The organism is Stenotrophomonas sp. YJH_SMC_20, assembly GCF_059367845.1.
Genome location: NZ_JCAFRG010000005.1, coordinates 111,655 through 136,438, shown reverse-complemented (window position 1 = coordinate 136,438; position 24,784 = coordinate 111,655). Strand labels below are relative to the sequence as shown.

Genomic DNA, 24,784 nt, shown 5'->3' with positions numbered 1-24,784 from the left:
TGCCCGGATGCGCCCAGAAGCGCAGACCGGTCACCTTCCGGTGTCGCAGTCGCCGGCGGTGCACCTGCCGGTCCTGTACACCCAGGTCCTTGAAGGCCTGAGGGTGATCGAAAACGGACGTTATCTGGATGGCACGTTCGGTCGTGGCGGTCATGCACGTGGCGTGCTCACCCAGCTCGGTCCCGAGGGGCGCCTGCTGGTCATGGACAAGGATCCGGAAGCCATCGCCGTTGCCGAGCGCGATTTCGCGCCGGACCCGCGCGTGTCCATCTTCCGTGGCAGCTTCGCCCAGCTGCTGCAGTGGGATGCGACGGCCGAAGGCCTGGACGGCGTGCTGCTCGACCTCGGCGTGTCGTCGCCGCAGCTGGACGTGGCCGAACGTGGCTTCAGCTTCGGCAAGGACGGCCCGCTGGACATGCGCATGGATCCGGACAGTGGTGAAAGCGCCGCGCAGTGGATCAACCGCGTGGAAGAGCGCGAGATCGCCGATGTGCTGTGGACCTACGGCGAAGAGCGCCAGAACCGCCGCATCGCCCGTGCCATCGTGGCCCGCCGTGAGAAGCAGCCCTTCTCCCGCACCGCCGAACTGGCCGAGCTGATCGCCTCGGTGATGCCGCGTGGAAAAGACAAGATCCACCCGGCCACGCGCAGCTTCCAGGCCATCCGCATCCACATCAACCGCGAGCTGGCCGATCTGGAGGCCGGGTTGGATGCCGCCGTCGAACGGCTCAAGCCCGGTGGCCGCCTGGCGGTGATCAGCTTCCATTCGCTGGAAGACCGCATCGTCAAGCAGTACATGAACCGCCTGGCCAAGGCGCCGCCGGCCAACCGCCGCCTGCCCGAGGCGGTCGCGTTCGTGCCGACGCTGGACCTGATCGGCGGTGCCATCAAGGCCACCGACGAAGAGCTGGCCGCCAACCCGCGTGCCCGCAGCGCCGTGCTGCGCGTGGCGCAGAAGCGGGAGGCTGACGCATGAGCCGGTTGCTGCTGATCATCCTGCTGGCTTCCACCGTGGCCTCGGCGATCGGCGTCGTGTTCGTGCGTCATCGTCACCGGCAGACGTTCATCGAACTGTCGCGCGCCGAGCGCAAGCGCGATGACATCAACCTGGAGTTCGGTCGCCTGCAGCTGGAACAGGCCACCCTGGCCGAAGCCAACCGTGTCGATCGCATCGCCCGCGAGAAGCTCGGCATGAAGTTCCCCGAGGCCGCCGACATCGTGGTGGTGCGGCCATGAGCAAGACCGGCCGCAACCGCCCGCGCAACGCCTTCAACCTGCGCCAGCGCCTGCGCTGGGTCGCGCTGGCGCTCGGCCTGTGCTCGGTGTCGCTGGTCGGTCGTGCCGCCTACGTGCAGATCATCAACAGCGACTTCTACCAGCGCCAGGGCGAGGCCCGTTACCTGCGCGAGCTGCCGATCAAGACCTCGCGCGGCATGATCACCGACCGCAACGGCGAGCCGCTGGCGGTGTCCACCCCGGTCGCCTCGATCTGGGTCAATCCGCAGGACCTGCTGCGTTCGCCCGAGCGCATTCCGGAGCTGGCCCAGGCGGTCGGCATGTCTGTGGATGAGCTGAGCAGCCGCCTGTCGCAGAAGTCGGACAAGGAATTCATGTACCTGCGTCGCCGGATCAATCCGGACGAGGCAGAAAAGGTGGTCGCGCTGAAGATTCCGGGCGTGGCCGCGCAGCGCGAGTTCCGCCGCTTCTACCCGCAGGGTGAGGCGATGGCGCACGTGCTGGGCTTCACCAACATCGACGACCGCGGCCAGGAAGGCCTGGAGTTGGCGTTCGACGAATGGCTGCGCGGCAAGGCCGGTGCCAAGCGGGTGATCCGCAACCGCAAGGGCGAGACCGTCGAAAGCGATCTGCTGCGCGCCGCCGAACCGGGCAAGGACCTGACGCTCAGCATCGACCGCCGCATCCAGTACCTGGCGTTCAAGGAACTGCGCAACGCGCTGGTGGCCAACAAAGCGGCCGGCGGTTCGATGGTGATCATGGACGTGAACACCGGCGAGATCCTGGCCATGGTCAACCTGCCCACCTACAACCCGAATTCGCTGACCGGCGCGCTGCCCGATGCGCGCCGCAACCGTGCGGTGACCGACCTGGTCGAGCCGGGTTCGACGATGAAGCCGTTGACGATTGCCACGGCGCTGCAGGCTGGTGCGGTGACCAAGGACACCATCATCGATACCAACCCGGGTTACATGCAGGTGGCCCGCTTCACCATCCGCGACGTGCCGCGCAACAACGGCGTGCTGAACGTAACCGGCGTGATCACCCGCAGTTCCAACATCGGCGCGGCCAAGGTCGCGGCAAAGATGCCGGACCAGGTGTTCTATGACGGCGTGCGCCGTTTCGGCTACGGCTCGGTGCCGCACAGCGGGTTCCCGGGTGAATCCGGTGGCGTGGTGCGGCGCCCGGCCAACTGGGACGGTGCCACCAAGACCACCATGTCCTACGGCTACGGCCTGAACGTGACACCGCTGCAGATCGCCACCGCCTACTCGGCGCTGGCCAATGGCGGCAAGTTGATCGCGCCGACCTTCGTCAAGGGCCAGCGCAACGAAGCGCATCAGATCATCGACGAGAGCGTCGCCAGGCAGGTGGTGGCGATGATGGAAACGGTGGTCACCCAGGGCGGCGCCAAGCAGGCAGCGGTGCTGGGTTACCGCGTAGCCGGCAAGACCGGTACCGCGCGCAAGACCGGCCCGGGTGGTTACGAGCGTGGCCATTACAACGCGCTGTTTGCCGGTGTGGTGCCGGCCACCAACCCGCGCTTCGCCACCGTCATCGTCATCAACGATCCGCAGGCCGGCAAGTTCTACGGCGGCCTGGTGTCGGCGCCGGTCTATCACAACGTGATGGAAGGCACACTGCGCCTGATGGACGTGCCGCTGGATGACCTGCAGTCGTGGCTGGCCGCACAGCAGTCCGGCAAGGTCGGCCACTCGGCCTCGATCCTGCCCGCGCCGCCGGCCGAGACCGCGCTGCCGGTGGATGCCGCCGCTGAATTCGATGCTGCGCTGCCGAGCGCGCACGCCCAGACGCCCCCCGTTACGGGAGGCACGCAATGAGTCCTTCGATGTTGCTTTCGCAGTTGCTTCCGGACGTGGCCCTGGCGGGCCATGATCCCGTTCTGACCGGGCTGGCGCTGGACAGCCGCGCCGTGCGTCCCGGCAATGCCTTCGTCGCCATCGCCGGTTTCGGCGCGCATGGCCTGAACTTTGTCGAGCAGGCCCGCGCGGCCGGTGCCAGCGCCATCCTGTTCGAGCCCCCGGCACCGGCCGAACTGCCGGCGCCAGCCGATGCGATCGCCGTGCCGGGCCTGCGCGCACGCATGGGTGCGATGGCCGACCAGTTCCATGGCGCGCCGTCGCGGGCGATGGCGATGGTGGGCGTGACCGGCACCAACGGCAAGACTTCCACCGTGCAGTTGCTGGCCCAGGCCTGGCACCTGCTCGGAACGCCCAGTGGCAGTATCGGCACGTTGGGCGCCGGACTTTATGGTGCGGTCGAGCCGACCGGTTTCACCACGCCGCTGGTGCTGCAGATGCATGCGCTGCTGGCACAGCTGCGCGACGCCGGTGCGCGCGCGGTGGCGATGGAGGTCAGCTCGCACGCACTGGACCAGGGCCGCGTCGATGCCGTGCACTACGACGTGGCGGTGTTCACCAACCTCACCCGCGATCATCTGGATTACCACGGCGACATGGCCAGCTACGGCGCGGCCAAGGCGCGGCTGTTCCATCGCCCGGGCCTGAAGGCAGCGGTGATCAATCTGGACGACGCCTTCGGTCGCCAGCTGTTCGCCGTCCTGCCGGTGGGCGTGCAGCCGATCGGCCTGAGTTCGCGTGGTGCCAGCGATGCCAGCGTGCGCGCCGAAGCGTTGCAGCTGGATGGTCGTGGCATTGCGTTTGAACTGGTCATCGACGGCCAGCGCGCGGCCGTGCATTCGCCGCTGCTGGGCCGCTTCAATGTGGACAACCTGCTGGCGGTGGCCGGTACCCTGCATGCGCAGGGCCAGCCGCTGCCGCGCATCGCCGAGGTGCTGTCGGCGCTGCAGCCGATCCGCGGCCGCATGAACCGCCTCGGCGGCGAGAATGGCCTGCCGACCGTGGTGGTCGACTATGCACATACCCCGGACGCGCTGGAACAAGCGCTGGGCAGCCTGCATGGTCACCTGCAGGGTACGCTGTTCTGCGTGTTCGGCTGCGGCGGCGAGCGTGACACCGGCAAGCGTCCGCAGATGGCCGCGATCGCCGAGCGCCTGGCCAACCAGGTCATCGTCACCGACGACAATCCGCGTGGCGAAGACGGTGACGTGATCGTCGCCGACATCCTGGCCGGCTTCCAGAATGCCGATGCCGTGACCGTGCAGCGCAGTCGCGCGCGTGCGATCGGCCTGGCGGTGAAGCGTGCCGGTGCCGGCGACATCATCCTGATTGCTGGCAAGGGCCACGAGCCGTACCAGGAAGTGAACGGTGTGCGCCATGACTTCGACGACACCGAGGTGGCTGCCGCTGCACTGGCGGCCAAGGCCGGTGTACTAGAGGCGCAGGCCGGGGAGGGTGCCGCGTGAAGCGCACTCTGCTTTCGCTGATCGCCCACTGGGCCGGCGGTGAGATCCACGGCGACGACGTGGCCATCGACGCGGTCAGCAATGACACCCGCAGCCTCGGTCCGGGCAGCCTGTATGTGGCGCTGCGCGGCGAGCGCTTCGACGGCCATGACTTTGCCGCCGACGCACAGGTGCGCGGTGCCAGCGCGCTGCTGGTCGAGCGCCTGCTGCCGGTCGAGCTGCCGCAGGTGCTGGTGGCCGACAGCGAGCTTGCACTGGCGAAGATCGCCACCGGCATGCAGCGTGACCGGGACACCGAGGTGTTCGCGATCACCGGCAGCAACGGCAAGACCAGCGTGAAGAGCCTGCTGCTGTCGATCCTTCAGCAGGTGGCCCAGCACGCCCACAAGGTGGTCTACGCCAACCCGGGCAACCGCAACAACGAGATCGGCCTGCCGCTGGCGGTGATCGATGCGCCGGAAGATGCCGACTACGCCGTCTACGAGATGGGCGCCGGCAAGCCGGGTGATATCGCCTACCTGACCGAAATCGCCCGCCCGCGCTATGCCCTGGTCAACAACATCGCCCCGGCACACCTGGAACGCATGGGCAGCCTGCTTGGCGTGGCCGTGACCAAGGGCGCAATCTATGCCGCACTGCCGGCCGATGGCGTGGCGGTGATCAACGCCGACGATGCCTACGGCCGCTGGTTCGAACAGCATTTCGTCGGTACCCCGGCACGCTGCCGCGTGCTGCGCTACGGCCTGGAACATACTGCTGATGTGACCGCGCGCGACATCCGCGCAGGTGCGCAGGGCAGCCAGTTCACCCTGGTCTCGCCGGCCGGCGAGGCTCGCGTGGTGCTCGGCCTGCCGGGTCGCCACAACGTCAGCAATGCGCTGGCTGCCGCCAGCCTGGCGCTGTCCGCCGGTGTCGATCTGTCGCTGATCGCGGCTGGTCTGGCCGAGGCGCAGCCGGTACCGGGCCGCCAGATTGCCCATCTGCTGCGCAATGGCGCGGTGCTGGTGGACGACAGCTACAACGCCAATCCCGGTTCGCTGGCCGCGGCCATCGACGCCCTGGCCGCCGCGCCGGAAGAGGGCTGGCTGGTGCTGGGCGACATGCGTGAGCTGGGTCCGGACGCCGGAGCGCTGCACGCGCAGGCCGGGCTCCGCGCGCGGTCGGCCGGCCTCAAGCGCCTGTATGCGCTGGGCCCGCTCAGTGCCGCTGCCGCTACCGCTTTCGGCGAAGGCGGCCGTCATTTCGCCACCCATGACGCGCTGTCGAAGGCGCTGAAGGACGAGCTGCACGCCGGCGTGCGCTGCCTGGTCAAGGGTTCCCGTGGCAGCGCCATGGACACGATTGTCAAAGCGCTGCTGGCGCAAGGAGAGGAATCCCCGCATGTTGTATGAACTGGCTCGATGGTTGCAGCAGTTGGAGAGCCTGTTCGGGCTGTTCAACTACCAGACGTTCCGCGCCATCCTTGCCGCGCTGACGGCCCTGTTCCTGTCGCTGTGGCTCGGCCCGGCGATGATCCGCAAGCTTGCCCAGTTCAAGGGCGGCCAGCCGATCCGCAAGGACGGTCCGCAGACCCATTTCTCCAAGGCCGGTACGCCGACCATGGGTGGCTCGCTGATCCTGCTGACCGTCACCCTGTCGGTGCTGATGTGGGCCGACCTGCGCAACCGCTACGTGTGGCTGGTGCTGGCAGTGATGCTGTGCTTCGGTGCCATCGGCTGGTATGACGACTGGATCAAGATCGTCCGCCGCGACCCGAACGGGCTGAAGTCGCGCTGGAAGTACCTGCTGCAGTCGATCTTCGGCCTGGCCGCCGGCCTGTTCCTGTTCCATACAGCCGACGTGCCGGCAGCGCTGACCTTCTACATCCCGATGTTCAAGTCGGTGGCGCTGCCGCTGGCCGGCATCGGCTTCGTGGCCATCGCCTACTTCTGGATCGTCGGCTTCTCCAATGCGGTGAACCTGACCGACGGCCTGGATGGGCTGGCGATCATGCCGACCGTGCTGGTGGCCTGCGCGCTGGGCGTGTTCGCCTACGCCTCGGGCAACGTAGTGTTCGCCAACTACCTGCAGATCCCGCAGATCCCGGGGGCCGGCGAACTGGTCATCATCTGCGCGGCCATCGCCGGCGCGGGCCTGGGCTTCCTGTGGTTCAACACCTATCCGGCCATGGTGTTCATGGGCGACATCGGCGCGCTGGCGCTGGGCGCGGTGCTGGGCACCATCGCGGTGATCACCCGCCAGGAGCTGGTGCTGGTGATCATGGGCGGCGTGTTCGTCATCGAGACGCTGTCGGTGATGATCCAGGTGGCCTCGTTCAAGCTGACCGGCAAGCGCGTGTTCCGCATGGCGCCGATCCACCACCATTTCGAACTGAAGGGCTGGCCGGAGCCGCGCGTGATCGTGCGCTTCTGGATCATCTCCGTCGTGCTCGTGCTGATCGGCCTGGCCACGTTGAAGGTGCGCTGAGATGAACGACCTGTCCCGCCAGGCAACACGCCTTGAAGCCATCGAAGGCAGCTACGACAAGTGGCTGCTGGGCGCGATCATCGCGCTCACCGGCATTGGCGTGGTGATGGTGGCGTCCAGCTCGATCGCGCTGATGAGCAGCCCGTTCTACTACCTCAACCGCCACCTGATCTTCCTGGCGGTGGGTATCGTGCTGGCGGTGCTTGCCGCCCGTACCGAGCTGAAGTCCATCGAGCAGTACAACCAGATGCTGCTGCTGGGCTGCTTCGTGCTGCTTCTGGCGGTGTTCGCGCCGGGCCTGGGCAGCACGGTCAACGGCGCACGCCGCTGGATCAACCTGGGCATCTCCAAGTTCCAGACGGTCGAGGCGGTGAAGGTGCTCTACATCGTCTGGCTGTCCAGCTACCTGGTGCGCTTCCGCGACGAGGTCAACGCGACCTGGCCGGCGATGCTCAAGCCGCTGGGCGTGGCCGGTGCGCTGGTGGTGCTGTTGCTGCTGCAGCCGGACTTCGGCTCGTCCACCCTGCTGCTGGCGATCACCGCCGGCATGCTGGTATTGGGCGGGGTGAACATGCCGCGCATGTCGATGCCGGTGATCATCGGCCTGGTCGGCATGAGCGCGCTGGCGATCATCGAGCCGTACCGCATGCGCCGCATCACCTCCTTCCTGGACCCGTGGGCCGACCAGCAGGGCGACGGCTACCAGCTGTCCAACGCGCTGATGGCGGTGGGCCGTGGCGAGTGGACCGGCGTCGGCCTGGGCAACTCGGTGCAGAAGCTGTACTACCTGCCCGAAGCGCATACCGACTTCATCTTCTCGGTCACCGCCGAGGAATTCGGCTTCCTGGGCACCTGCGTGATCGTGGCCCTGTACGCGCTGCTGGTCGGCCGGACCTTCTGGCTGGGCATGCGCTGCGTGGAAATGAAGCGCCACTTCTCTGGCTACATCGCCTTCGGCATCGGCCTGTGGATCAGCATGCAGACCTTCGTCTCGATCGGCGTGAACCTGGGCATCCTGCCGACCAAGGGACTGACTCTGCCGCTGATTTCCTCCGGCGGTTCGTCGGTGCTGATGACCTGCGTTGCGATGGGCCTGTTGCTGCGCGTGTCCTATGAACTCAAGCGTGCCGAGCGCCGCCAGGCCGTGCGCATCGGTGGTGCCGAAGACGCAGCTGCTGAGCCGGTGGGCGAGCCAGCCGTGCAGGTGGCCGCCAGCGCGCCGGTCAGCGCCGGGGCGACGGCCGCAGCTCCAGCTCCAGCAAACGCCGCGCGCGGCACCAGCCGCCTTCAGTCGCGTATCGAACCGACCTTCGGGAGGCTGTCATGAGCGCGGCCACCGACAGCGCGCGCCCGGTGATGATCCTGGCCGGTGGCACCGGCGGTCACATCTTTCCCGGCCTGGCTGTGGCCCGCGTGCTGCGCGAGCGCGGCGTGCCGGTGACCTGGATGGGCGCCGACGGCGCGATGGAAACGCGACTGGTGCCGCAGCACGGCATTCCAATCGACACGCTGGCCATCACCGGCCTGCGCGGCAAGGGCAAGCTGGCCCTGCTGGGCGCGCCGTGGCGGCTGATGCGCGCGCTGCGCGCTGCCGGCATGATCATCCGCAAGCGCCAGCCGCGTGCGGTGGTCGCCTTCGGTGGCTTTGCCTCCGGCCCCGGTGGCATGGCCACCCGCCTGCACGGCCTCCCGCTGCTGGTGCACGAACAGAATCGCGCGCCCGGCATGACCAACCGCATCCTGTCGCGCTATGCGCGCCGCCTCCTCACCGGCTTCCCGGGTACCTTCGCCGAGCGTGAGGAGTTCGTCGGCAATCCGGTGCGCGCAGAGATCGCCGCCACCGCACCGCCGGAACAGCGCTTCGCCGACCGCCACGGACCGCTGCGCGTGCTGGTGGTTGGCGGCAGCCAGGGCGCGCGTGCACTGAACACCGGCGTGCCGCAGGCGATCGCCGCACTCGGCCCCGGCATTCCGGTACAGGTGTGCCACCAGAGTGGCGAGAAAATGCACGCCGAAGCGGTGGAGGCGTATGCAAAGGCCGGCGTGCTGGCCGACATCACGCCGTTCATCGCCGACATGGCCGAGGCCTTCGCCTGGGCCGACCTGGTGGTGTGCCGCGCGGGCGCTTCGACGCTGGCCGAGCTGTGCGCGGTCGGTGTCGGCAGTGTGCTGGTGCCATTCCCCGCTGCCGTCGACGATCACCAGACCCGCAATGCGGAGTATCTGGTCGAGCGCGGTGCTGCGGTTTTGCTGAAGCAGGACGGAACGCTGGCCGACGGCATTGCCGCACTGCTGCGCGATCTGTCCGAAAATCCCGCCCGCCGCATGCAGATGGCGCAAGCCGCGCGTGCCCTGGCCAAGGTCGATGCCGCCGAGCGCATCGCCGATATCATTCTTGAGGAAGCTGTATGAAGAAGGCATGCCACCGCGCCTGCCCTGCGCGAGGCCGCGCATGATCCGTCGCCTGCACGACACCAACGACCTGGTGCGCGCGTTCCCGCGCGTGCATTTCGTCGGCATCGGCGGCACCGGCATGAGCGGTATCGCCGAAGTGATGCTGACGCTGGGCTATGAGGTGTCCGGCTCGGACAATGCCGACAACGTGGCAACCCGTCGCCTGGCCAGCCTGGGTGCGCGCATCATGCGCGGCCACTCGGCAGCCAACGTACTGGGCACCGACTGCGTGGTGGTCTCCAGTGCCATCCGCGAAGACAACCCGGAACTGATGGAAGCGCGCAGCCAGCGCATTCCGATCATGCCGCGTGCGGCGATGCTGGCCGAGCTGATGCGCTTCCGCCGCGGCATCGCCGTGGCCGGTACCCACGGCAAGACCACCACCACCAGCCTGACTGCGGCGGTGCTGAGCGAAGGTGGCCTGGACCCGACGTTCGTGATCGGTGGCCAGCTGCTGGCGGCCGGTGCCAACGCCAAGCTGGGCGGAGGCCAGTGGCTGGTGGCCGAGGCCGACGAAAGCGATGGCAGCTTCCTGCGCCTGAACCCGCTGATGTCGATCATCACCAACATTGATGCCGACCATCTGGAAAACTACGGCAACGACTTTGCCCGCGTGCAGGCGGCGTTCGCCGAATTCCTGCAGCGCCTGCCGTTCTACGGCCTGGCCGTGCTGTGCATCGATGACCCGGAAGTGGCCGCGCTGGCCGCCAAAACCCCGCGTCACGTGATGAGCTACGGCATGAGCCCGCAGGCCGACGTGCGCGCCGAGAACGTGGTGCAGGAAGGGCCGCGCATGCGCTTTACCCTGCGCCTGCCGCAGGGCACCAGCCAGGAAGTGGTGCTGGCGCTGCCGGGCAGGCACAACGTGCTCAACGCGCTGGCCGCCGCCGCAGTGGGCTGGCAGCTGGGCGTGGCGCCGGATGCCATCGCGCGTGCGTTGGAAAGCTTCGCCGGTGTCGGCCGTCGCTTCAACGATCTGGGCGAAGTGGCCACCGCCAGTGGTGCCAAGGTCCGTATCATCGATGACTACGGCCATCACCCGAGCGAGCTGGAGGCCGTGTTCGCCGCGGCCCGCGGTGGCTGGGCTGACAAGCGCCTGGTGGTGGCCTTCCAGCCGCACCGCTACAGCCGCACCCGTGACCAGTTCGACAAGTTCGCTGCGGTGCTGTCCAGCGTCGACGCACTGGTACTGAGCGAGGTCTACCCGGCCGGCGAGGAACCGATTGCCGGTGCCGACTCGCATGCGCTGGCCCGCGCCATCCGCGCCCGCGGTCGCAGCGAGCCGGTGGTGGTGGGCAAGGCTGCCGAACTGGCCAGCGTGCTGCCGGACGTGCTGCAGGACGGTGACCTGCTGCTGATGATGGGGGCGGGCGATATCGGCGCCGTGGCCACCCACATCGCGGTGGAAGGCTTCAAGGGGGAGGGCGAGGCGTGAGCACGCTGACCTTCCCGCCGCTGCGCGTGACCGACCCGGCTGTGTTCGGTCGCGTCGCCGTGCTGCTCGGTGGCACTTCCAGCGAACGCGAGGTGTCGCTGGATTCCGGCCGCAACGTACTGGAAGCACTGCAGTCGCGCGGTGTCGATGCGTTCGCGGTGGACGGCATTCCGGCGCTGGCCAAGGCGCTGGCTGCCGGCGGCATCGACCGTGTGTTCAACATCCTGCACGGCCACAACGGTGGTGGTGAGGACGGCATCGTGCAGGGCCTGATGGACGCCTTCGGCGTGCCGTACACCGGCTCGGACGTGCTGGGCTCTGCGCTGAGCATGGACAAGATCCGTACCAAGCAGGTGTGGTTGTCGCTGGGCCTGCCGACCCCGCAATACCGCAAGGTCGACGCATCGAACGTGCATGCACTGGCGGCCGAGCTGGGCCTGCCGGTGGTGGTCAAGCCGGCCAACGAAGGCTCCAGCGTGGGCATCAGCCGGGTCACCGACGAGGCTGGCCTGGACGAGGCCGTGACCCTGGCCGCGCGCTACGACGGCCAGTTGCTGATGGAGCAGATGGTGGTGGGCGATGAGCTGACCGTGGCCATCCTCGGCGACGTTGCCCTGCCGTCGATCCGCATCGTGCCCAAGGGCCAGTGGTACGACTACAACGCCAAGTACATCGCCGAGGACACCCAGTATCTGTGCCCGGGCCTGGACGGTGACGACGAAGAAGAAATCCGGCGCATCGCGCTGGCCGCATTCCGTGCCGCCGGTTGCCGTGGCTGGGGTCGCGTGGACGTGATGCGCGATCGCAGCAGCGGCCGCCTCTTCCTGCTGGAAGTGAACACCGCGCCGGGCATGACCAGCCATTCGCTGGTGCCCAAGGCCGCGGGCCAGGCCGGCATCAGCTTCGAAGAGCTGGTGTGGCGCGTGCTGGAACAGACCCTGGAGGCCTCGCACGCATGAACGCGGTGCTGCGCATCTTCGTCTGGCTGTTGGCGCTGTCGGTGGTTGCACTGCCGGTGGTGGCCGTGGTCAATGGCTGGGTCGGCGCCGAGCGCTGGCCGCTGGCGAAGCTGCGCGTGCATGGCGAGTTCAAGCGGGTACCGGCCGAGCAGCTGCAGCAGGTGCTGCTGCCGTATGCGCGCGCCGGCTTCTTCGCGGTCAAGCTGCAGGACGCGCAGGACGCACTGGAAAAACTGCCGTGGGTGGAAAGCGCGCGGGTGCGCAAGCAGTGGCCGGACGTGCTGGAAGTGACCCTGGTCGAGCACAAGCCGTTCGCGCGCTGGGGCAACGACCGCCTGGTTTCCGAGCAGGGCAAGTTGTTCCCCACGCCGAAGAAGCTGGCCGACCTGGCGTTGCCCGAACTGGACGGCCCGGACAGCCAGACCGAAGAAGTGATGAAGCTGTACAGCGACTCGCGTGCATTGTTCGCACCGGCCGGCGTCGATGTGCGCCGGGTAACGATGGATGCACGCGGCAGCTGGTCGCTGGTGCTGAGCAACGGCACCGAAGTGGTGGTCGGCCGTGACGATGCGCGCTCGCGCCTGCAGCGCTTCGTCAAGGTACTGCCACAGCTCAACCGCCAGGACGCGCCGATCGAGCGCGCCGACCTCCGCTACACCAATGGTTTCACGCTGAGCTGGGGTACCCCGGCCACGCCGGCGAAAACGCCGGCGACCCCAGCCAGCAGGACGCAGGAAAGGACATGAATCGCAAGGGTGACAAATCGCTGATCGTTGGCCTGGACATCGGCACCTCCAAGGTGGTGGCGCTGGTGGGCGAGTATTCGCCGGGCAACCCGATCGAAGTGATCGGCATCGGCTCGCACGAATCGCGCGGGTTGAAGCGCGGCGTGGTGGTGGACATCGAATCGACCGTGCAGTCGATCCAGCGCGCGGTGGAAGAAGCCGAGCTGATGGCCGGCTGCGAGATCCGCTCGGTGTACGCCTCGATCTCCGGCAACCACGTGCAGTGCAAGAACTCGCCCGGCATCGTGCCGATCCGTGACGGGGAAGTGACCTGGGGCGACCTGGATCGCGTGCTCGATGCGGCCAAGGCGGTGGCGATTCCGGCCGACCAGAAGATCCTGCACGCGATCCCGCGCGAGTACGTGCTGGACGATTCGCAGGAAGGCATCCGCAACCCGGTCGGCATGACCGGCGTGCGCCTGGAGGTGCATGCGCACCTGGTGGTGTGCGCGCAGTCGGCCGCGGCCAACATCAGCAAGTGCGTGCAGCGCTGTGGCCTGCAGGTGGACGACCTGGTGCTGTCCTCGCTGGCCTCCAGCGTGGCGGTGCTGACCGCTGACGAACGCGAGCTGGGCGTGGTGCTGGTCGACATGGGCGCCGGCACCACCGACATCGCGGTGTTCGTGCAGGGCGCGATCTGCCACACGGCCTCGCTGCCGATTGCCGGCGACCACGTCACCAACGATATCGCGCACATGCTGCGCACGCCCACCCCGGAAGCCGAGCAGATCAAGGTGCGCTACGCCTGCGCCCTGGCCCAGCTGGCCACCGCCGAGGAAAGCATCCAGGTGCCGTCGGTGGGCGACCGTCCACCGCGCCGCATGCCGCGCCATTCGCTGGCGCAGGCGGTGCAGGGCCGCTACGAGGAGATCTTCGAGATGGTGCAGGCCGAACTGCGCCGCTCCGGCTTCGAGGAACTGGTGCGCGCCGGCATGGTGCTGACCGGTGGCGCCTCGAAGATGGAGGGCGTGGTCGAACTGGCCGAGGAAATGCTGCAGATGCCGGTGCGCGTGGGCATCCCGCAGCACGTCACCGGCCTGGGCGAAGTGGTCGGCAACCCGGTGCACGCCACCGGCGTGGGCCTGCTGCTGATGGGCAGCCAGATCGAGCACCCGCGGCGGCCATCGCTGCCGACCGGGCGCGCTGGAAGCATGTTCAAGAAACTCAAGACCTGGTTCCGCGGCGAGTTCTGACGCGGAACCCGCAACTCCGGGCCCGGCCCGGCGCAACACCCGCAGTACCCGCATCACAACGCAACAACGCAACAACGCAATACACAACCCACACAGCCGCAACGGCAACATGACACGCGAAGGCAGGAGGCCCGACCGTCCATGCCACCGACAAGCGGATACAACGAGGACACGGACATGGCGCATTTTGAACTGATCGAAAAGATGGCACCCAATGCGGTGATCAAGGTGGTTGGCGTGGGCGGCGGCGGCGGCAATGCCGTGGCGCACATGGTCAACTCGGCGGTGGACGGCGTGGAATTCATCACCGCCAACACCGACTCGCAGGCCATCAAGAATTGTGGTGCCAAGCTGCAGCTGCAGCTGGGTACCAACGTGACCAAGGGCCTGGGCGCAGGCGCGAACCCGGAAGTCGGCCGCCAGGCCGCGCTGGAAGACCGTGAGCGCATCATGGACGCGCTGCAGGGCGCGGACATGGTGTTCATCACCGCCGGCATGGGCGGCGGCACCGGCACCGGCGCTGCGCCGGTGGTGGCACAGCTGGCCAAGGAAATGGGCATCCTGACCGTGGCCGTGGTCACCAAGCCGTTCCCGTTCGAAGGCCGTCGCCGCATGCAGGTGGCGCTGAAGGGCATCGAGGAACTGAGCCAGCACTGCGACTCGCTGATCACCATTCCGAACGAGAAGCTGATCACCGTGCTGGGTCGCAACGCGACCATGATCCAGGCCTTCCGCGCCGCCAACGACGTGCTGCAGGGCGCCGTGCAGGGCATCGCCGACCTGATCGTGCGTCCGGGCCTGATCAACGTCGACTTCGCCGACGTGCGTACCGTCATGTCCGAAATGGGCCTGGCGATGATGGGCACCGGCACCGCCCGTGGCGATGACCGCGCCCAGGCCGCCGCCGAAGCCGCCATCCAGAACCCGCTGCTGGACGATGTGAACCTGGCCGGTGCCAACGGCATCCTGGTCAACATCACCGCCGGCGCCGACTTCACCATGGCCGAGTTCGACGAGATCGGCCGCACCATCGATGGCTTCGCTTCCGAAGACGCCACCGTGGTGGTCGGTACCGTGCTGGATCCGGACATGCAGGACGAAGTGCGCGTGACCGTGGTCGCTACCGGCCTGAACCGCGTTTCGGCCAGCAAGACCCAGCGTCCGGGCGAGCGTGCGCCGATCAAGCTGGTCCGCAATGCCACGACCGGCCAGCCGGAGTTCGGCGACTTCGACAACGGTGGCGACGCCGTGTCCAAGGCCGTCGGCGGCATGGGCCTGGGCCTGCGTCGCGCCAGCAGCGATACCGCGGCCGCTTCGGCCCCGTCGGCGCCGTCCTCCTCGGCCCCGGCTGCGGCGGAACTGCCGAACGACTACCTGGACATCCCGGCGTTCCTGCGCCGCCAGGCGGACTGAGCGGGGCGGCCCGGGGTTGTCCTCCCCGGGTAGCGCCACCATGTCCTGAAAACGCGGGCGCCGGGCCAGGATGGGCCCGGCCGCCCTGCTTCACGCGCGTCCTGCCGGCGTTTCAGCCGGGGTAGGGGAGCGTGCGTGTTAATCTAATGTGTCACTTCCGGTCCATCCCCCATGATCCAGCAACGCACCCTCAAGAACACGATCCGCGCCACCGGCGTTGGCCTGCACAGCGGCGACAAGGTCTACATGACCCTGCGCCCGGCACCGGTCAACCATGGCATCGTGTTCCGCCGCGTGGACCTGGACCCGGTGGTGGAAGTGCCGGCCAAGGCCGAGCTGGTCACCGAAGTGACCCTGTGCACCGGCCTGACCTGCAACGACGCCAAGATCCAGACCGTCGAACACCTGATGTCGGCGCTGGCTGGCCTGGGTGTGGACAACATCATCGTCGAACTGTCCTCGGCCGAGCTGCCGATCATGGACGGTTCGGCCGGCCCGTTCGTGTTCCTGCTGCAGTCGGCAGGCATCGTGGAACAGGATGCGCCCAAGCGCTTCATCCGCGTGCTGAAGACCGTGGAAGTGACCGAGGGCGACAAGGTGGCCCGCTTCACCCCGTACGAGGGTTACAAGCTGGGCTTCACCATCCAGTTCGACCACCCGATGATCCCGGCCAAGCAGTCGCGCCAGGAAATCGAGTTCTCGACGCTGGCCTACACCAAGGAAATCTCCCGCGCGCGCACCTTCGGTTTCATGCGCGACCTGGAATACATGCGCGAGCGCAACCTGGGCCTGGGCGGTTCGATGGACAACGCCATCGTGCTGGACGAGTTCCGCGTGCTCAACGAAGACGGCCTGCGCTACGCCGACGAATTCGTGCGCCACAAGATCCTCGATGCGATCGGCGACCTCTACCTGGCCGGTGGCCAGGTGCTGGGCGCTTACGAGGGCTTCAAATCCGGCCACGCGCTCAACAACAAGCTGGTGCGGGCGCTGATGGCCGACGCCACTGCCTGGGAATGGGTCAGCTTCGACTCGCCTGCCACCCCGGGTCCGGTCGAATACGCCACTCCGGCCTATGCCTGATTCCGTAGGCCGTTGAATTTAAAGATAAAAACGCCGCCACCCAAGGCGGCGTTGTTGTTTCCGGCGAAGACGACGCATTCAGTGTGCTTGAAAAGGCATCAAGGCCGGTTCGAGGTCACGGTTTTGTGAACCTGTTGGATCCGAAGCCTGAATTTAACGCCGTTTTAACAACAATCTAACGACAGGCCCCTGGATGGCCGCTAGGATGCGACCCGGCCCCCGAAATGTTTCACGCCGTGGTGACACGCGCGACGGGGAGCGGAGCCGGATGCTCCGTTGCCATCATGACCGTTTCTTCGGTTTGGAAGGAACGTCCTGCAGGCAAGCCAAGGCGTCGCGTAGCCCTTTGTGCGTGGCGGCTGAAACTGCGTGGGGTCCATTCCGGTTGTCGAGCGCTGGGGAGCGCGTGGGAGTGGGAGACGCAGTCTTGATGGTCACCTTGGTGGCCTTCAGCCCGATGGAACGGGCCGCGTCGAGCAACTGGGCTTCGGCAAGCCGCAACTTGGCATGCCAGACCGGGGATTCGACGAGAAAAACGAGGTGTTCCCCGTCCACATTGGCCAGCCGGCAGCGGCTGCGCAGAGGTGGCGGCAACTGGGGGCGCAACTGTCGGTCCAGCGCGTCGAGCCACAGGGCACGCCGCAGCGGGTTCCCGCTTTTGTCCGCCATTACCGCATCCAGCGCCGGTTTCGGTGCCGACGCGGGGCGAACGCTGGATTTCGGCTCAGACATGAAAACTCACTGATGGCATTCAAAAAGATCGTAATCAAAACGCGTGAAGGACAGGCCAAATCGTCGCCGATCACGCGTTTGCGGTTCTATTTCGAGGACCGCCCCCGCGCCCTGCTGGGCAGCGTGCTCGGGGTAGGCTGCATTATCGGCCTTGCTGGCGGCATTGGCGTCAGCGCGCTGAATGATTCCCGGCTGCAGGCCAAGGTCGAGCGCCAGGATGCGGAGCTGGCCAAGGTCAAGCGCGATGCGCAGACCCAGGTCAACGCGCTGGCGGCCCGTCTCGGCGAGCTGCAGGCCCAGGCCACCCGCCTCAACGCGCTCGGCGAACGGCTGACCCAGATGGGCAAGCTGGAGGATGGCGAGTTCGACTTCAACGAGACCCCCGGTCTCGGTGACGGTGACGCAGGCGGTCCGACCAGCGACATCCCGGTCAAGGACGTCAACGCCGACTTACAGGTGCTGGAGCAGCGCTTCGCTGCTTCAGGCCGCCAGTTGTCGGTGATGGAGTCGCTGATGTTTGACCACCAGCTGCAGCAGAACGCCGTGCCTTCGCGCATGCCGATCCGCAACAGCTACGTGACCTCCGGCTTCGGCACCCGTGCCGACCCGTTCGGCCGAGGCGCCGCCACCCACAAGGGCATGGACTTCCACGCCAAGGTCGGTGACCCGGTGATGGCCGTGGCCGAAGGCGTGGTCAGCTTCGCCGGCGTGAAGGGGGGCTACGGCAACGTGGTCGACGTCGACCACGGAAATGGCTACGTCACCCGCTACGCGCACAATTCCCGCCTGGTGGTGAAGGCCGGCGACCTGGTCCGTGCCGGCCAGGAAGTGGCCAAGGCCGGTTCCACCGGTCGTTCGACCGGCGCCCACGTGCACTTCGAGGTGTGGGAGAACGGCAACGTGGTCAACCCGCGCAAATTCCTCGGCGACGGCGGCAACACGCCGGTCGGCCGCGTCAGCCGCGGCTGATCCCGGGTCGGATCCCTTCCGCGCCGCGGGAGGGCTCTGACCCGATGCGGTTGACCTGGTAGTGCCGGCCGCTGGCCGGCAACCTCATGATCTTCGGCAGCATCGCGGATCACCGGCCAGCGGCCGGCACTACCCCCTCGGGGTTGAAACCTCAGCCGCCCGTCCCAAGCTACAATGGGTGTTGCCATCGACAGGGCGCCAGGCGCCCTGTTTCGTTTGCGGCGGACGGATCCCCAGGGGGAGGCCGGGCGTCGTGTCCATCCAACCCGGTTCCTTCAATGATCAACAGCCTGCTTACCCGCGTATTTGGCAGTCGTAACGAACGACAGCTGCGCCAGCTCAACCGCATCGTCGCCAAGATCAATGCGCTGGAGCCGGAGATCGAGAAGCTTTCCGACGAGCAGCTTCAGGCCAAGACGCCGGAGTTCAAGCAGCGCATTGCCGGTGGTGAAGCCCTGGACAAGGTGCTGCCGGAAGCGTTCGCGGTGTGCCGCGAAGCCGGCCGCCGCGTGCTGGGCATGCGCCATTACGATGTGCAGCTGATCGGCGGCATGGTGCTTCACCTGGGCAAGATCGCAGAAATGCGTACCGGTGAAGGCAAGACCCTGGTGGCGACCCTGCCGGTGTACCTCAACGCGCTGGAAGGCAAGGGCGTGCACGTGGTCACCGTGAACGACTACCTGGCCCGCCGCGACGCCGCGCAGATGGGCAAGCTGTACAACTGGCTGGGCCTGAGCGTGGGCGTGGTGTATCCGGGCATGCCGCACAGCGACAAGCGCGAAGCCTACGCTGCGGATATCACCTACGGCACCAACAACGAATTCGGTTTCGACTACCTGCGCGACAACATGGCGCTGTCCAAGGCCGACCGCTACCAGCGCGGCCTGCACTACGCCATCGTCGACGAAGTCGACTCCATCCTGATCGACGAAGCGCGTACCCCGCTGATCATCTCCGGTCCGGCCGACGATTCCCCGGAGCTGTACATCCGTGTCAACCGCGTCGTGCCGCACCTGGTCAAGCAGGAGAGCGAGGACGGCGAAGGTGATTTCTGGGTCGATGAGAAGGGCAAGCAGGTGCACCTGTCCGAAGCGGGCATGGAGCACGCCGAGCAGCTGCTGGTTGAAGCCGGCATCCTCAACGGCGAAACCGAAGGCCTGTACGCGGCGCAGAACCTGACCGTGGTCCACCATCTCAACGCCGCCCTGCGCGCTCACGCGATCTACCAGCGCGACGTTGACTACATCGTGCGCGACGGCGAAGTGGTCATCGTCGACGAGTTCACCGGGCGTACCCTGGCCGGCCGCCGCTGGTCCGATGGCCTGCACCAGGCGGTGGAAGCGAAGGAAGGCGTGCCGGTCCAGCGCGAGAACCAGACGCTGGCGAGCATCACCTTCCAGAACCTGTTCCGCATGTACAAGAAGCTGTCCGGCATGACCGGCACGGCCGATACCGAAGCCTTCGAGTTCCAGAGCATCTACGGCCTGGAAGTGGTGGTGATCCCGACCAACCGCCCGACCATCCGCAAGGACAGCCCGGACCAGGTGTTCCTCAACCGCAAGGGCAAGTTCAATGCGGTGCTGGCCGACATTGAAGAGTGCGCCAAGCGCGGCCAGCCGGTGCTGGTCGGTACCACCTCGATTGAAACTTCGGAAATGCTGTCCGAGCACCTGAGCAAGGCCGGTGTGAAGCATGAAGTGCTCAATGCCAAGCAGCACGACCGCGAAGCGACCATCGTCGCCAACGCCGGCCGTCCGGGCGCGGTGACCATCGCCACCAACATGGCCGGCCGTGGTACCGACATCGTGCTGGGCGGTTCGCTGGAAGCAGAGCTCCACGCGCTGGGCGAGGACGCGACCGACGAGCAGAAGGCCGCGGTCAAGGCCGACTGGCAGAAGCGCCACGAGGCAGTGAAGGCGGCGGGCGGCCTGCACATCGTCGGCACCGAGCGCCATGAGTCGCGCCGTATCGACAACCAGTTGCGTGGCCGTTCGGGCCGCCAGGGTGACCCGGGTTCGTCCCGCTTCTACCTGTCGCTGGAAGACAACCTGATGCGCATCTTCGCCTCCGACTGGGTGCAGAAGGCCATGCGCATGATGGGCATGAAGGAAGACGACGTCATCGAAGACCGCCTGGTCAGCCGCCAGATCGAGAAGGCGCAGCGCAAGGTCGAGGCCCACAACTTCGACATCCGCAAGAACCTGCTGGACTTCGACGACGTCAACAACGACCAGCGCAAGGTGATCTACGCCCAGCGCGACGAGCTGCTGGACGCCGAATCGGTGAAGGACAACGTCGACGGCATCCGCGACGACGTGATCTTCGACGTGGTGGCCCGCTTCGTGCCGCCGAACTCGATCGACGAGCAGTGGGACCTGCGAGGCCTGGAAGCGACCCTGGAGTCGGACTTCGGCCTGCAGATGTCGCTGACCGACCTGGTCAAGGAACACGAGGAGCTGGACGCCGAGGCGATTGCCGCCAAGGTGCAGGAACGCGTCAACCAGCACTTCGCCGAGAAGGAGGCCGGCGTGGGCGAAGAGACCATGCGCGCGCTGGAGAAGCACGTGATGCTGACCGTGCTGGACCAGAGCTGGAAGGAGCACCTGGCGCGCATGGATTACCTGCGCCAGGGCATCTACCTGCGTGGTTACGCGCAGAAGCAGCCGAAGCAGGAATACAAGAAGGAAGCCTTCGAGCTGTTCTCGGACATGCTGGAAAACGTCAAGCGCGAAGTGGTGACCCTGCTGTCGCGCGTGCGCATCCGCAGCGACGAGGAAGTGCAGGCGCTGGAAGCGGCCGAACGCCAGCAGGCCGAAGCCCGCCTGAGCCAGTCGCAGTTCCAGCACCAGGACGTGGGCGGCTACAGCGCCGACGAGGAAGCTGCGCAGGTGCAGGCTGCCCAGCAGGGCGTGGCGCAGATGCAGCGCGACGAGCCGAAGATCGGCCGCAACGATCCGTGCCCGTGCGGCAGTGGCAAGAAGTACAAGCACTGCCACGGCCAGCTGAGCTGATGCCGAAGAGCCCCGCGAAAGCGGGGCTTTTCGTTTGTGGCAGGGGAGTTGCAGCGGATCCGTGATTGCGCCGGCCGCCCTGTTCTGGGCATGCTTCCCCCCATGCCTTCCCCCACCCGATCGATCCATGTCGTGGCCGCCGTCATCACCGACGCCCGTGGCCGCGTGCTGCTCAACCGCCGTACCGAGAACCGCGACATGGCCGGCCTGTGGGAGTTTCCCGGCGGCAAACGCGAATCCGGCGAGACCTCCGAACAGGCGCTGGTGCGCGAGCTGCGCGAGGAACTGGGCATCGAGGCCGATGTCGGCGAGTGGCTGATGGATGTGCCGCAGCGCTATCCGGACAAGCACCTGACCCTGGAGGTGCGCCACGTGCGCAGCTGGAAGGGGACACCGCGTGGGCGGGAGGGCCAGGCGATCACCTGGGTGGCGCCGGACAAGCTGGGCCGCTATTCAATGCCGCCGGCAGACCTGCCGGTGGTGGCCGCCCTGCGCCAGCCCGACAGCTACCTGATCACCCCGGCGCCGGCCGATGATGAGGGCGGCATGCAGCATTGGCACGAACAGCTGCAGCGCGTGGTGGCTGCGGGCCAGCAGCGCATCCAACTGCGGTTGCCGACGGCCCATCCGCAGCGGCAGGCGATGGTCGAGCAGGTCGTGCGTGCGCATCGCCGCAGCGGCGTGCAATGGTTGCTCAACCGCGATATCGAACTGGCGCGTGCGTTGGGCGTGGGCGTGCACCTGGGCAGCGAACAGCTGCTGCAGCTGTCGCAGCGCCCGCTACCCCAAGGCCAGCTGGTGGCTGCATCCTGCCACGACCTGCAGCAACTGCAGGCCGCACAACAGTTGGGCTGCGACTTCGCTGTGCTGGGCCCGGTGCAGGCCACGCCCAGCCATCCAGATGCCGTGCCGCTGGGTTGGGATGCCTTCGCCGAGCTGCGCGCGCAGGTGTCACTGCCCATCTATGCGCTGGGAGGCATGGGCCGCAGTCACATTGCCGAAGCGCGCCGCCATGGCGGGCAAGGTATTGCCGCCATTCGCGGGCTGTGGCCGGAGTGAGCCGGCATGCGGGGTCAGATCCCTGCGCAGCAGGGCTCTGACCCCTCCCAATCACAACGTGATCCAGAAACACCCGTACTGCCGCCGTAATCCCACCACCGTCGAGGCACGCGCCACGCTGCCTGGCAGGGTCTGCTCCAGGCGCAGGCCGACCGGATGGCGAACAGCCGTCGGCTCAGGGGCGGATCCCTGCGCAGCAGGGCCCTGGCCCTCGTCAGTCACTGCGTCCTGGCCCTGTCCTGGATACACCGGCACGACGTCCACCAGCGGCCGCCGCACCAGCGATTCCAGTTGACCGAGGATTCGCTGCGCGCCCGCATCGGAGACCGCGCCCCACAGGTACAGCGAGGACAGCCGGTTCACATCATTGCTGACGATGCCGTTGCGCAATGCGTCCACCAGTTCACTCAGCCGCCGCGGGCAGCGTGCCCCCAGGGTATCGCGCTGCAGGATGTTGCCGCTGGGCGCAGGCGGTGGCACCCGCGACCGCGCACCCACACTGTCGCAGGGTCGGTCGGTATACACGCTTTGGCCCTGCGCATCGGTACAGCGGTTCAGGCGCATGGACTGTGCCTGGGCGACGCTCGGCAGCACGCACAGCGGCAGCAGGAACAGCAGGAAGGAAAGCCGTATCATTCCTGCAGGGTAGCGCCGATCACGCTTGCGCGTCGTGCTCTCAGCCCTGCAGCAGCTTCAGCACCGAGGTGGTCGGCTTGGCCAGGTTCAGGGTGTAGAAGTGCAGGCCGGGTGCGCCGCCCTCGATCAGGCGCTGGCACAGCCGGGCCACCACTTCCGTGCCGAATGCACGCACCGACTCCGCATCATCGCCATAGGCCTGCATCTTGCGACTGATCCAGCGCGGAATCTCCGCACCACACTGTTCGGAGAAGCGGCGCAGCTGGCTGAAGTTGGCGATCGGCATGATGCCCGGCGTGATCGGCACCTGCACGCCCAGCCGCCGCACTTCATCGACGAAATGGAAGTACGCGTCCGGATTGAAGAAATACTGGGTGATGGCCGCATCGGCACCGGCATCGATCTTGGCCTTGAAGTGCTTCAGGTCAGCCAGTGAATCGGAGGCCTGCGGATGCGTCTCCGGATACGCGCCCACTTCGATGTGGAACGCATCGCCGTGTTCGGCGCGGATGAAGGCGATCAGTTCGGCGGCATAGCGCATGTCGCCGGGAAAGCCCATGCCCGAGGGCAGGTCGCCACGCAGCGCGACCAGGCGGCGGCAGCCGATGGCGCGGTACAGCTTGAGCAGCTCGCGGATCTCCTGGCGGGTGCCGCCCACGCACGACAGGTGCGGCGCGGCATCGAACCCATGGTGCTGGTTGAGGTGGCGCACGGTCTCGGAGGTGTAGCTCAGGGTCGAGCCACCGGCGCCGAAGGTACACGACACGTATTCGGGGGCGTAGTCCTTCAGCTTGGCCGCAGCACGGTCCAGCTGGCTGCGCTGTTCGTCGGTCTTGGGCGGATAGAACTCGAAGCTGATGGCGGTCATGGCGCGGATGGCGGCGGTCGGAGCGAAGCAGTATATCTCTTCATCAAGATGGATGTTTGAAGATTGCGTGAGGGCCAGCCGTCCCCAACCCGCGACCGTTCGCCCCGCCGTCCGGCCGCTGCTCCGAAATCGCAACCGGCATGCGTCGGCCGGGCCCACGCTGCTCCCATCCCGGCAGCACCCACCCGATGAAGGAGCAGACGATGAAGATCTTCCTGGCACTCTGGTACGCAATGAAGGCGCTGGCCCGGCTGGCGATGATCGGCATGGCGATGGCGGTGCTCGGCTCCGGTTCGGCCCATGCGGCGGCCGCCACCGGCACCGGCAAGGTGCAGGTCGAGGTGGTCGGCAAGGGCCGTCCGCTGCTGATGATCCCCGGCCTGAACAGCAGCGCCGAGGTCTGGCGCGAGACCTGCCTGGCGCTGAAGGACGTGCAGTGCCATCTGGTGCAGCTGCCGGGCTTTGCCGGCGCTGCGCCTGCCGACCCGCGCCCGGCCGAATTCCTGACGGCGATGCGCGGGCAGCTGCTGGCCTACCTGCATGACCAACAGCTGGGCCCGGTGGTGGTGATCGGCCACAGTCTTGGCGGCCTGCTGGGGCTGCAGATGGCGCAGGCCGAGCCGAAGGCAGTCAGCGCGCTGGTGGTGGTCGATGCATTGCCGTTCCTGCCGGCCGCGCGTGACCCGAACGCCACCGCAGACAGCGTGCGGCCGATGGCCGACCAGCTGCGCAAGGGCATGCTCGCCGCCGATGTCGCGCAGTGGCAGGCGCAGCTGAAAGCCGGCCTGCCGGGCATGACCCGCGATCCGCAGCGGCAGGCCGAACTGGGGCGCTGGGGCGAAGCCAGCGACCGCCAGACCACCGCTGACGCCATGCATGCGGTGATCACCACTGACCTGCGCGACAGCATCGCCTCGATCACCGCACCGACACTGGTGCTGGGCAGCTGGGCCGGCTACCAGCCGATGGGCGGCACCGAGGACAGCACGCGCGCGGTGTTCCAGGCGCAGTACGCGAAACTGCAGGGCGTGCAGATCGCGATGAGCGCGCAGGGTTTCCACTTCCTGATGTGGGATGATCCGCGGTGGCTGCAGGAGCAGGTGCAGCGTTTCCTCGCCGCGCACCCCTGACCCTTGTCC

Annotated in this window: 20 protein-coding genes and 1 pseudogene; 18 read left to right on the top strand and 3 right to left on the bottom strand. The window is 67.2% G+C overall.

What is annotated here, in order from left to right; genetic code table 11:
• Positions 1-7: 7 nt before the first annotated feature.
• The 14 genes and pseudogenes from rsmH (at position 8) to lpxC (ending at position 16,370) form a co-directional block, all read left to right on the top strand.
• A complete protein-coding gene (rsmH, locus tag AC5P6A_RS10880) occupies positions 8-976 on the top strand; it encodes a 16S rRNA (cytosine(1402)-N(4))-methyltransferase RsmH (RefSeq protein ID WP_346714929.1) in 969 nt (322 codons plus the stop codon).
• Positions 973-1,236: a cell division protein FtsL gene (gene ftsL, locus AC5P6A_RS10875; protein ID WP_005412242.1), complete on the top strand. Its 264-nt coding sequence runs from the start codon at positions 973-975 to the stop codon at positions 1,234-1,236. Before rsmH ends, ftsL begins: the two co-directional genes overlap by 4 nt.
• Positions 1,233-3,077: a peptidoglycan D,D-transpeptidase FtsI family protein gene (locus tag AC5P6A_RS10870; protein WP_019661067.1), complete on the top strand. Its 1,845-nt coding sequence runs from the start codon at positions 1,233-1,235 to the stop codon at positions 3,075-3,077. Before ftsL ends, AC5P6A_RS10870 begins: the two co-directional genes overlap by 4 nt.
• Entirely contained in the window at positions 3,074-4,582 is a 1,509-nt protein-coding gene (locus AC5P6A_RS10865; RefSeq protein ID WP_021203427.1) for a UDP-N-acetylmuramoyl-L-alanyl-D-glutamate--2,6-diaminopimelate ligase, read from the top strand. The genes AC5P6A_RS10870 and AC5P6A_RS10865 overlap by 4 nt, the downstream gene beginning before the upstream one ends.
• Positions 4,579-5,973, top strand: coding sequence for a UDP-N-acetylmuramoyl-tripeptide--D-alanyl-D-alanine ligase (locus AC5P6A_RS10860; protein WP_134731232.1), 1,395 nt, complete (start codon positions 4,579-4,581; stop codon positions 5,971-5,973). Before AC5P6A_RS10865 ends, AC5P6A_RS10860 begins: the two co-directional genes overlap by 4 nt.
• Positions 5,963-7,048, top strand: a complete 1,086-nt coding sequence (gene mraY, locus AC5P6A_RS10855) for a phospho-N-acetylmuramoyl-pentapeptide-transferase (RefSeq protein ID WP_019661070.1) — start codon at positions 5,963-5,965, stop codon at positions 7,046-7,048. Before AC5P6A_RS10860 ends, mraY begins: the two co-directional genes overlap by 11 nt.
• A gap of 1 nt (position 7,049) precedes the next feature.
• Positions 7,050-8,375, top strand: coding sequence for a putative lipid II flippase FtsW (gene ftsW, locus AC5P6A_RS10850; protein ID WP_346714928.1), 1,326 nt, complete (start codon positions 7,050-7,052; stop codon positions 8,373-8,375).
• Positions 8,372-9,460, top strand: coding sequence for an undecaprenyldiphospho-muramoylpentapeptide beta-N-acetylglucosaminyltransferase (murG, locus tag AC5P6A_RS10845; RefSeq protein ID WP_171953433.1), 1,089 nt, complete (start codon positions 8,372-8,374; stop codon positions 9,458-9,460). The genes ftsW and murG overlap by 4 nt, the downstream gene beginning before the upstream one ends.
• A 40-nt stretch (positions 9,461-9,500) precedes the next feature.
• Positions 9,501-10,937 carry a UDP-N-acetylmuramate--L-alanine ligase gene (gene murC / locus AC5P6A_RS10840; RefSeq protein WP_346714927.1) on the top strand — a complete coding sequence of 479 codons (1,437 nt, stop codon included), beginning with the start codon at positions 9,501-9,503 and terminating at the stop codon, positions 10,935-10,937.
• Complete coding sequence (locus AC5P6A_RS10835; protein ID WP_346714926.1) at positions 10,934-11,896, top strand: D-alanine--D-alanine ligase; 963 nt, start codon at positions 10,934-10,936, stop codon at positions 11,894-11,896. Before murC ends, AC5P6A_RS10835 begins: the two co-directional genes overlap by 4 nt.
• Positions 11,893-12,570 (top strand): annotated as a pseudogene (locus AC5P6A_RS10830) (cell division protein FtsQ/DivIB); the annotation flags it as partial. The gene AC5P6A_RS10835 and the pseudogene AC5P6A_RS10830, both read left to right, overlap by 4 nt.
• Positions 12,571-12,638: 68 nt before the next feature.
• Positions 12,639-13,874 (top strand): cell division protein FtsA, encoded by a 1,236-nt coding sequence (ftsA, locus tag AC5P6A_RS10825; RefSeq protein WP_005408083.1) that lies wholly within the window; start codon positions 12,639-12,641, stop codon positions 13,872-13,874.
• A gap of 177 nt (positions 13,875-14,051) precedes the next feature.
• On the top strand, positions 14,052-15,287 hold the full coding sequence (gene ftsZ, locus AC5P6A_RS10820) for a cell division protein FtsZ (protein ID WP_058980418.1): 1,236 nt from the start codon (positions 14,052-14,054) through the stop codon (positions 15,285-15,287).
• Positions 15,288-15,458: 171 nt separating this feature from the next.
• Positions 15,459-16,370: a UDP-3-O-acyl-N-acetylglucosamine deacetylase gene (gene lpxC, locus AC5P6A_RS10815; protein WP_019661076.1), complete on the top strand. Its 912-nt coding sequence runs from the start codon at positions 15,459-15,461 to the stop codon at positions 16,368-16,370.
• 282 nt (positions 16,371-16,652) lie between these two features.
• On the opposite strand, the gene AC5P6A_RS10810 is transcribed toward lpxC, so the two are convergent.
• On the bottom strand, positions 16,653-17,102 hold the full coding sequence (locus tag AC5P6A_RS10810; protein ID WP_026347140.1) for a DciA family protein: 450 nt from the start codon (positions 17,100-17,102) through the stop codon (positions 16,653-16,655).
• A 12-nt stretch (positions 17,103-17,114) separates the two neighbouring features.
• Here AC5P6A_RS10810 and AC5P6A_RS10805 point away from each other — a divergent pair, with 12 nt between their 5' ends.
• The 3 genes from AC5P6A_RS10805 to AC5P6A_RS10795 all read left to right on the top strand — a co-directional run bounded on the left by AC5P6A_RS10805 (position 17,115) and on the right by AC5P6A_RS10795 (position 22,141).
• The gene (locus AC5P6A_RS10805) at positions 17,115-18,071 is read left to right on the top strand and encodes a M23 family metallopeptidase (protein ID WP_019661077.1); all 957 of its coding nucleotides are present in this window, start codon (positions 17,115-17,117) and stop codon (positions 18,069-18,071) included.
• Between the two features lie 278 nt (positions 18,072-18,349).
• The gene (secA, locus tag AC5P6A_RS10800) at positions 18,350-21,082 is read left to right on the top strand and encodes a preprotein translocase subunit SecA (RefSeq protein WP_111108789.1); all 2,733 of its coding nucleotides are present in this window, start codon (positions 18,350-18,352) and stop codon (positions 21,080-21,082) included.
• A gap of 102 nt (positions 21,083-21,184) precedes the next feature.
• Positions 21,185-22,141 carry a Nudix family hydrolase gene (locus AC5P6A_RS10795; RefSeq protein WP_346714925.1) on the top strand — a complete coding sequence of 319 codons (957 nt, stop codon included), beginning with the start codon at positions 21,185-21,187 and terminating at the stop codon, positions 22,139-22,141.
• 51 nt (positions 22,142-22,192) lie between these two features.
• Here AC5P6A_RS10795 and AC5P6A_RS10790 read toward each other — a convergent pair whose 3' ends face one another.
• Together AC5P6A_RS10790 and metF are read right to left on the bottom strand one after the other, a co-directional pair.
• Positions 22,193-22,777: a DUF4124 domain-containing protein gene (locus tag AC5P6A_RS10790; RefSeq protein WP_346475039.1), complete on the bottom strand. Its 585-nt coding sequence runs from the start codon at positions 22,775-22,777 to the stop codon at positions 22,193-22,195.
• Positions 22,778-22,817: 40 nt separating this feature from the next.
• Entirely contained in the window at positions 22,818-23,645 is an 828-nt protein-coding gene (gene metF / locus AC5P6A_RS10785; RefSeq protein WP_019661081.1) for a methylenetetrahydrofolate reductase [NAD(P)H], read from the bottom strand.
• Positions 23,646-23,848: 203 nt separating this feature from the next.
• Between metF and AC5P6A_RS10780 the strand changes: the two genes are divergently transcribed.
• Positions 23,849-24,775 (top strand): alpha/beta fold hydrolase, encoded by a 927-nt coding sequence (locus tag AC5P6A_RS10780; RefSeq protein WP_346714924.1) that lies wholly within the window; start codon positions 23,849-23,851, stop codon positions 24,773-24,775.
• Positions 24,776-24,784 lie beyond the last annotated feature (9 nt).

Bases quoted from the DNA above. Each gene is read 5' to 3' on its own strand.
- ftsA (WP_005408083.1), top strand. From the start codon at position 12,639: ATGAATCGCAAGGGTGACAAATCGCTGATCGTTGGCCTGGACATCGGC.
- AC5P6A_RS10780 (WP_346714924.1), top strand. From the start codon at position 23,849: ATGAAGATCTTCCTGGCACTCTGGTACGCAATGAAGGCGCTGGCCCGG.
- mraY (WP_019661070.1), top strand. From the start codon at position 5,963: ATGTTGTATGAACTGGCTCGATGGTTGCAGCAGTTGGAGAGCCTGTTC.
- AC5P6A_RS10870 (WP_019661067.1), top strand. From the start codon at position 1,233: ATGAGCAAGACCGGCCGCAACCGCCCGCGCAACGCCTTCAACCTGCGC.
- ftsL (WP_005412242.1), top strand. From the start codon at position 973: ATGAGCCGGTTGCTGCTGATCATCCTGCTGGCTTCCACCGTGGCCTCG.
- secA (WP_111108789.1), top strand. From the start codon at position 18,350: ATGATCAACAGCCTGCTTACCCGCGTATTTGGCAGTCGTAACGAACGA.
- ftsW (WP_346714928.1), top strand. From the start codon at position 7,050: ATGAACGACCTGTCCCGCCAGGCAACACGCCTTGAAGCCATCGAAGGC.
- AC5P6A_RS10795 (WP_346714925.1), top strand. From the start codon at position 21,185: ATGCCTTCCCCCACCCGATCGATCCATGTCGTGGCCGCCGTCATCACC.
- AC5P6A_RS10865 (WP_021203427.1), top strand. From the start codon at position 3,074: ATGAGTCCTTCGATGTTGCTTTCGCAGTTGCTTCCGGACGTGGCCCTG.
- rsmH (WP_346714929.1), top strand. From the start codon at position 8: ATGCGCCCAGAAGCGCAGACCGGTCACCTTCCGGTGTCGCAGTCGCCG.
- murC (WP_346714927.1), top strand. From the start codon at position 9,501: ATGATCCGTCGCCTGCACGACACCAACGACCTGGTGCGCGCGTTCCCG.
- metF (WP_019661081.1), bottom strand. From the start codon at position 23,645: ATGACCGCCATCAGCTTCGAGTTCTATCCGCCCAAGACCGACGAACAG.
- ftsZ (WP_058980418.1), top strand. From the start codon at position 14,052: ATGGCGCATTTTGAACTGATCGAAAAGATGGCACCCAATGCGGTGATC.
- lpxC (WP_019661076.1), top strand. From the start codon at position 15,459: ATGATCCAGCAACGCACCCTCAAGAACACGATCCGCGCCACCGGCGTT.
- AC5P6A_RS10805 (WP_019661077.1), top strand. From the start codon at position 17,115: ATGGCATTCAAAAAGATCGTAATCAAAACGCGTGAAGGACAGGCCAAA.
- AC5P6A_RS10810 (WP_026347140.1), bottom strand. From the start codon at position 17,102: ATGTCTGAGCCGAAATCCAGCGTTCGCCCCGCGTCGGCACCGAAACCG.
- murG (WP_171953433.1), top strand. From the start codon at position 8,372: ATGAGCGCGGCCACCGACAGCGCGCGCCCGGTGATGATCCTGGCCGGT.
- AC5P6A_RS10790 (WP_346475039.1), bottom strand. From the start codon at position 22,777: ATGATACGGCTTTCCTTCCTGCTGTTCCTGCTGCCGCTGTGCGTGCTG.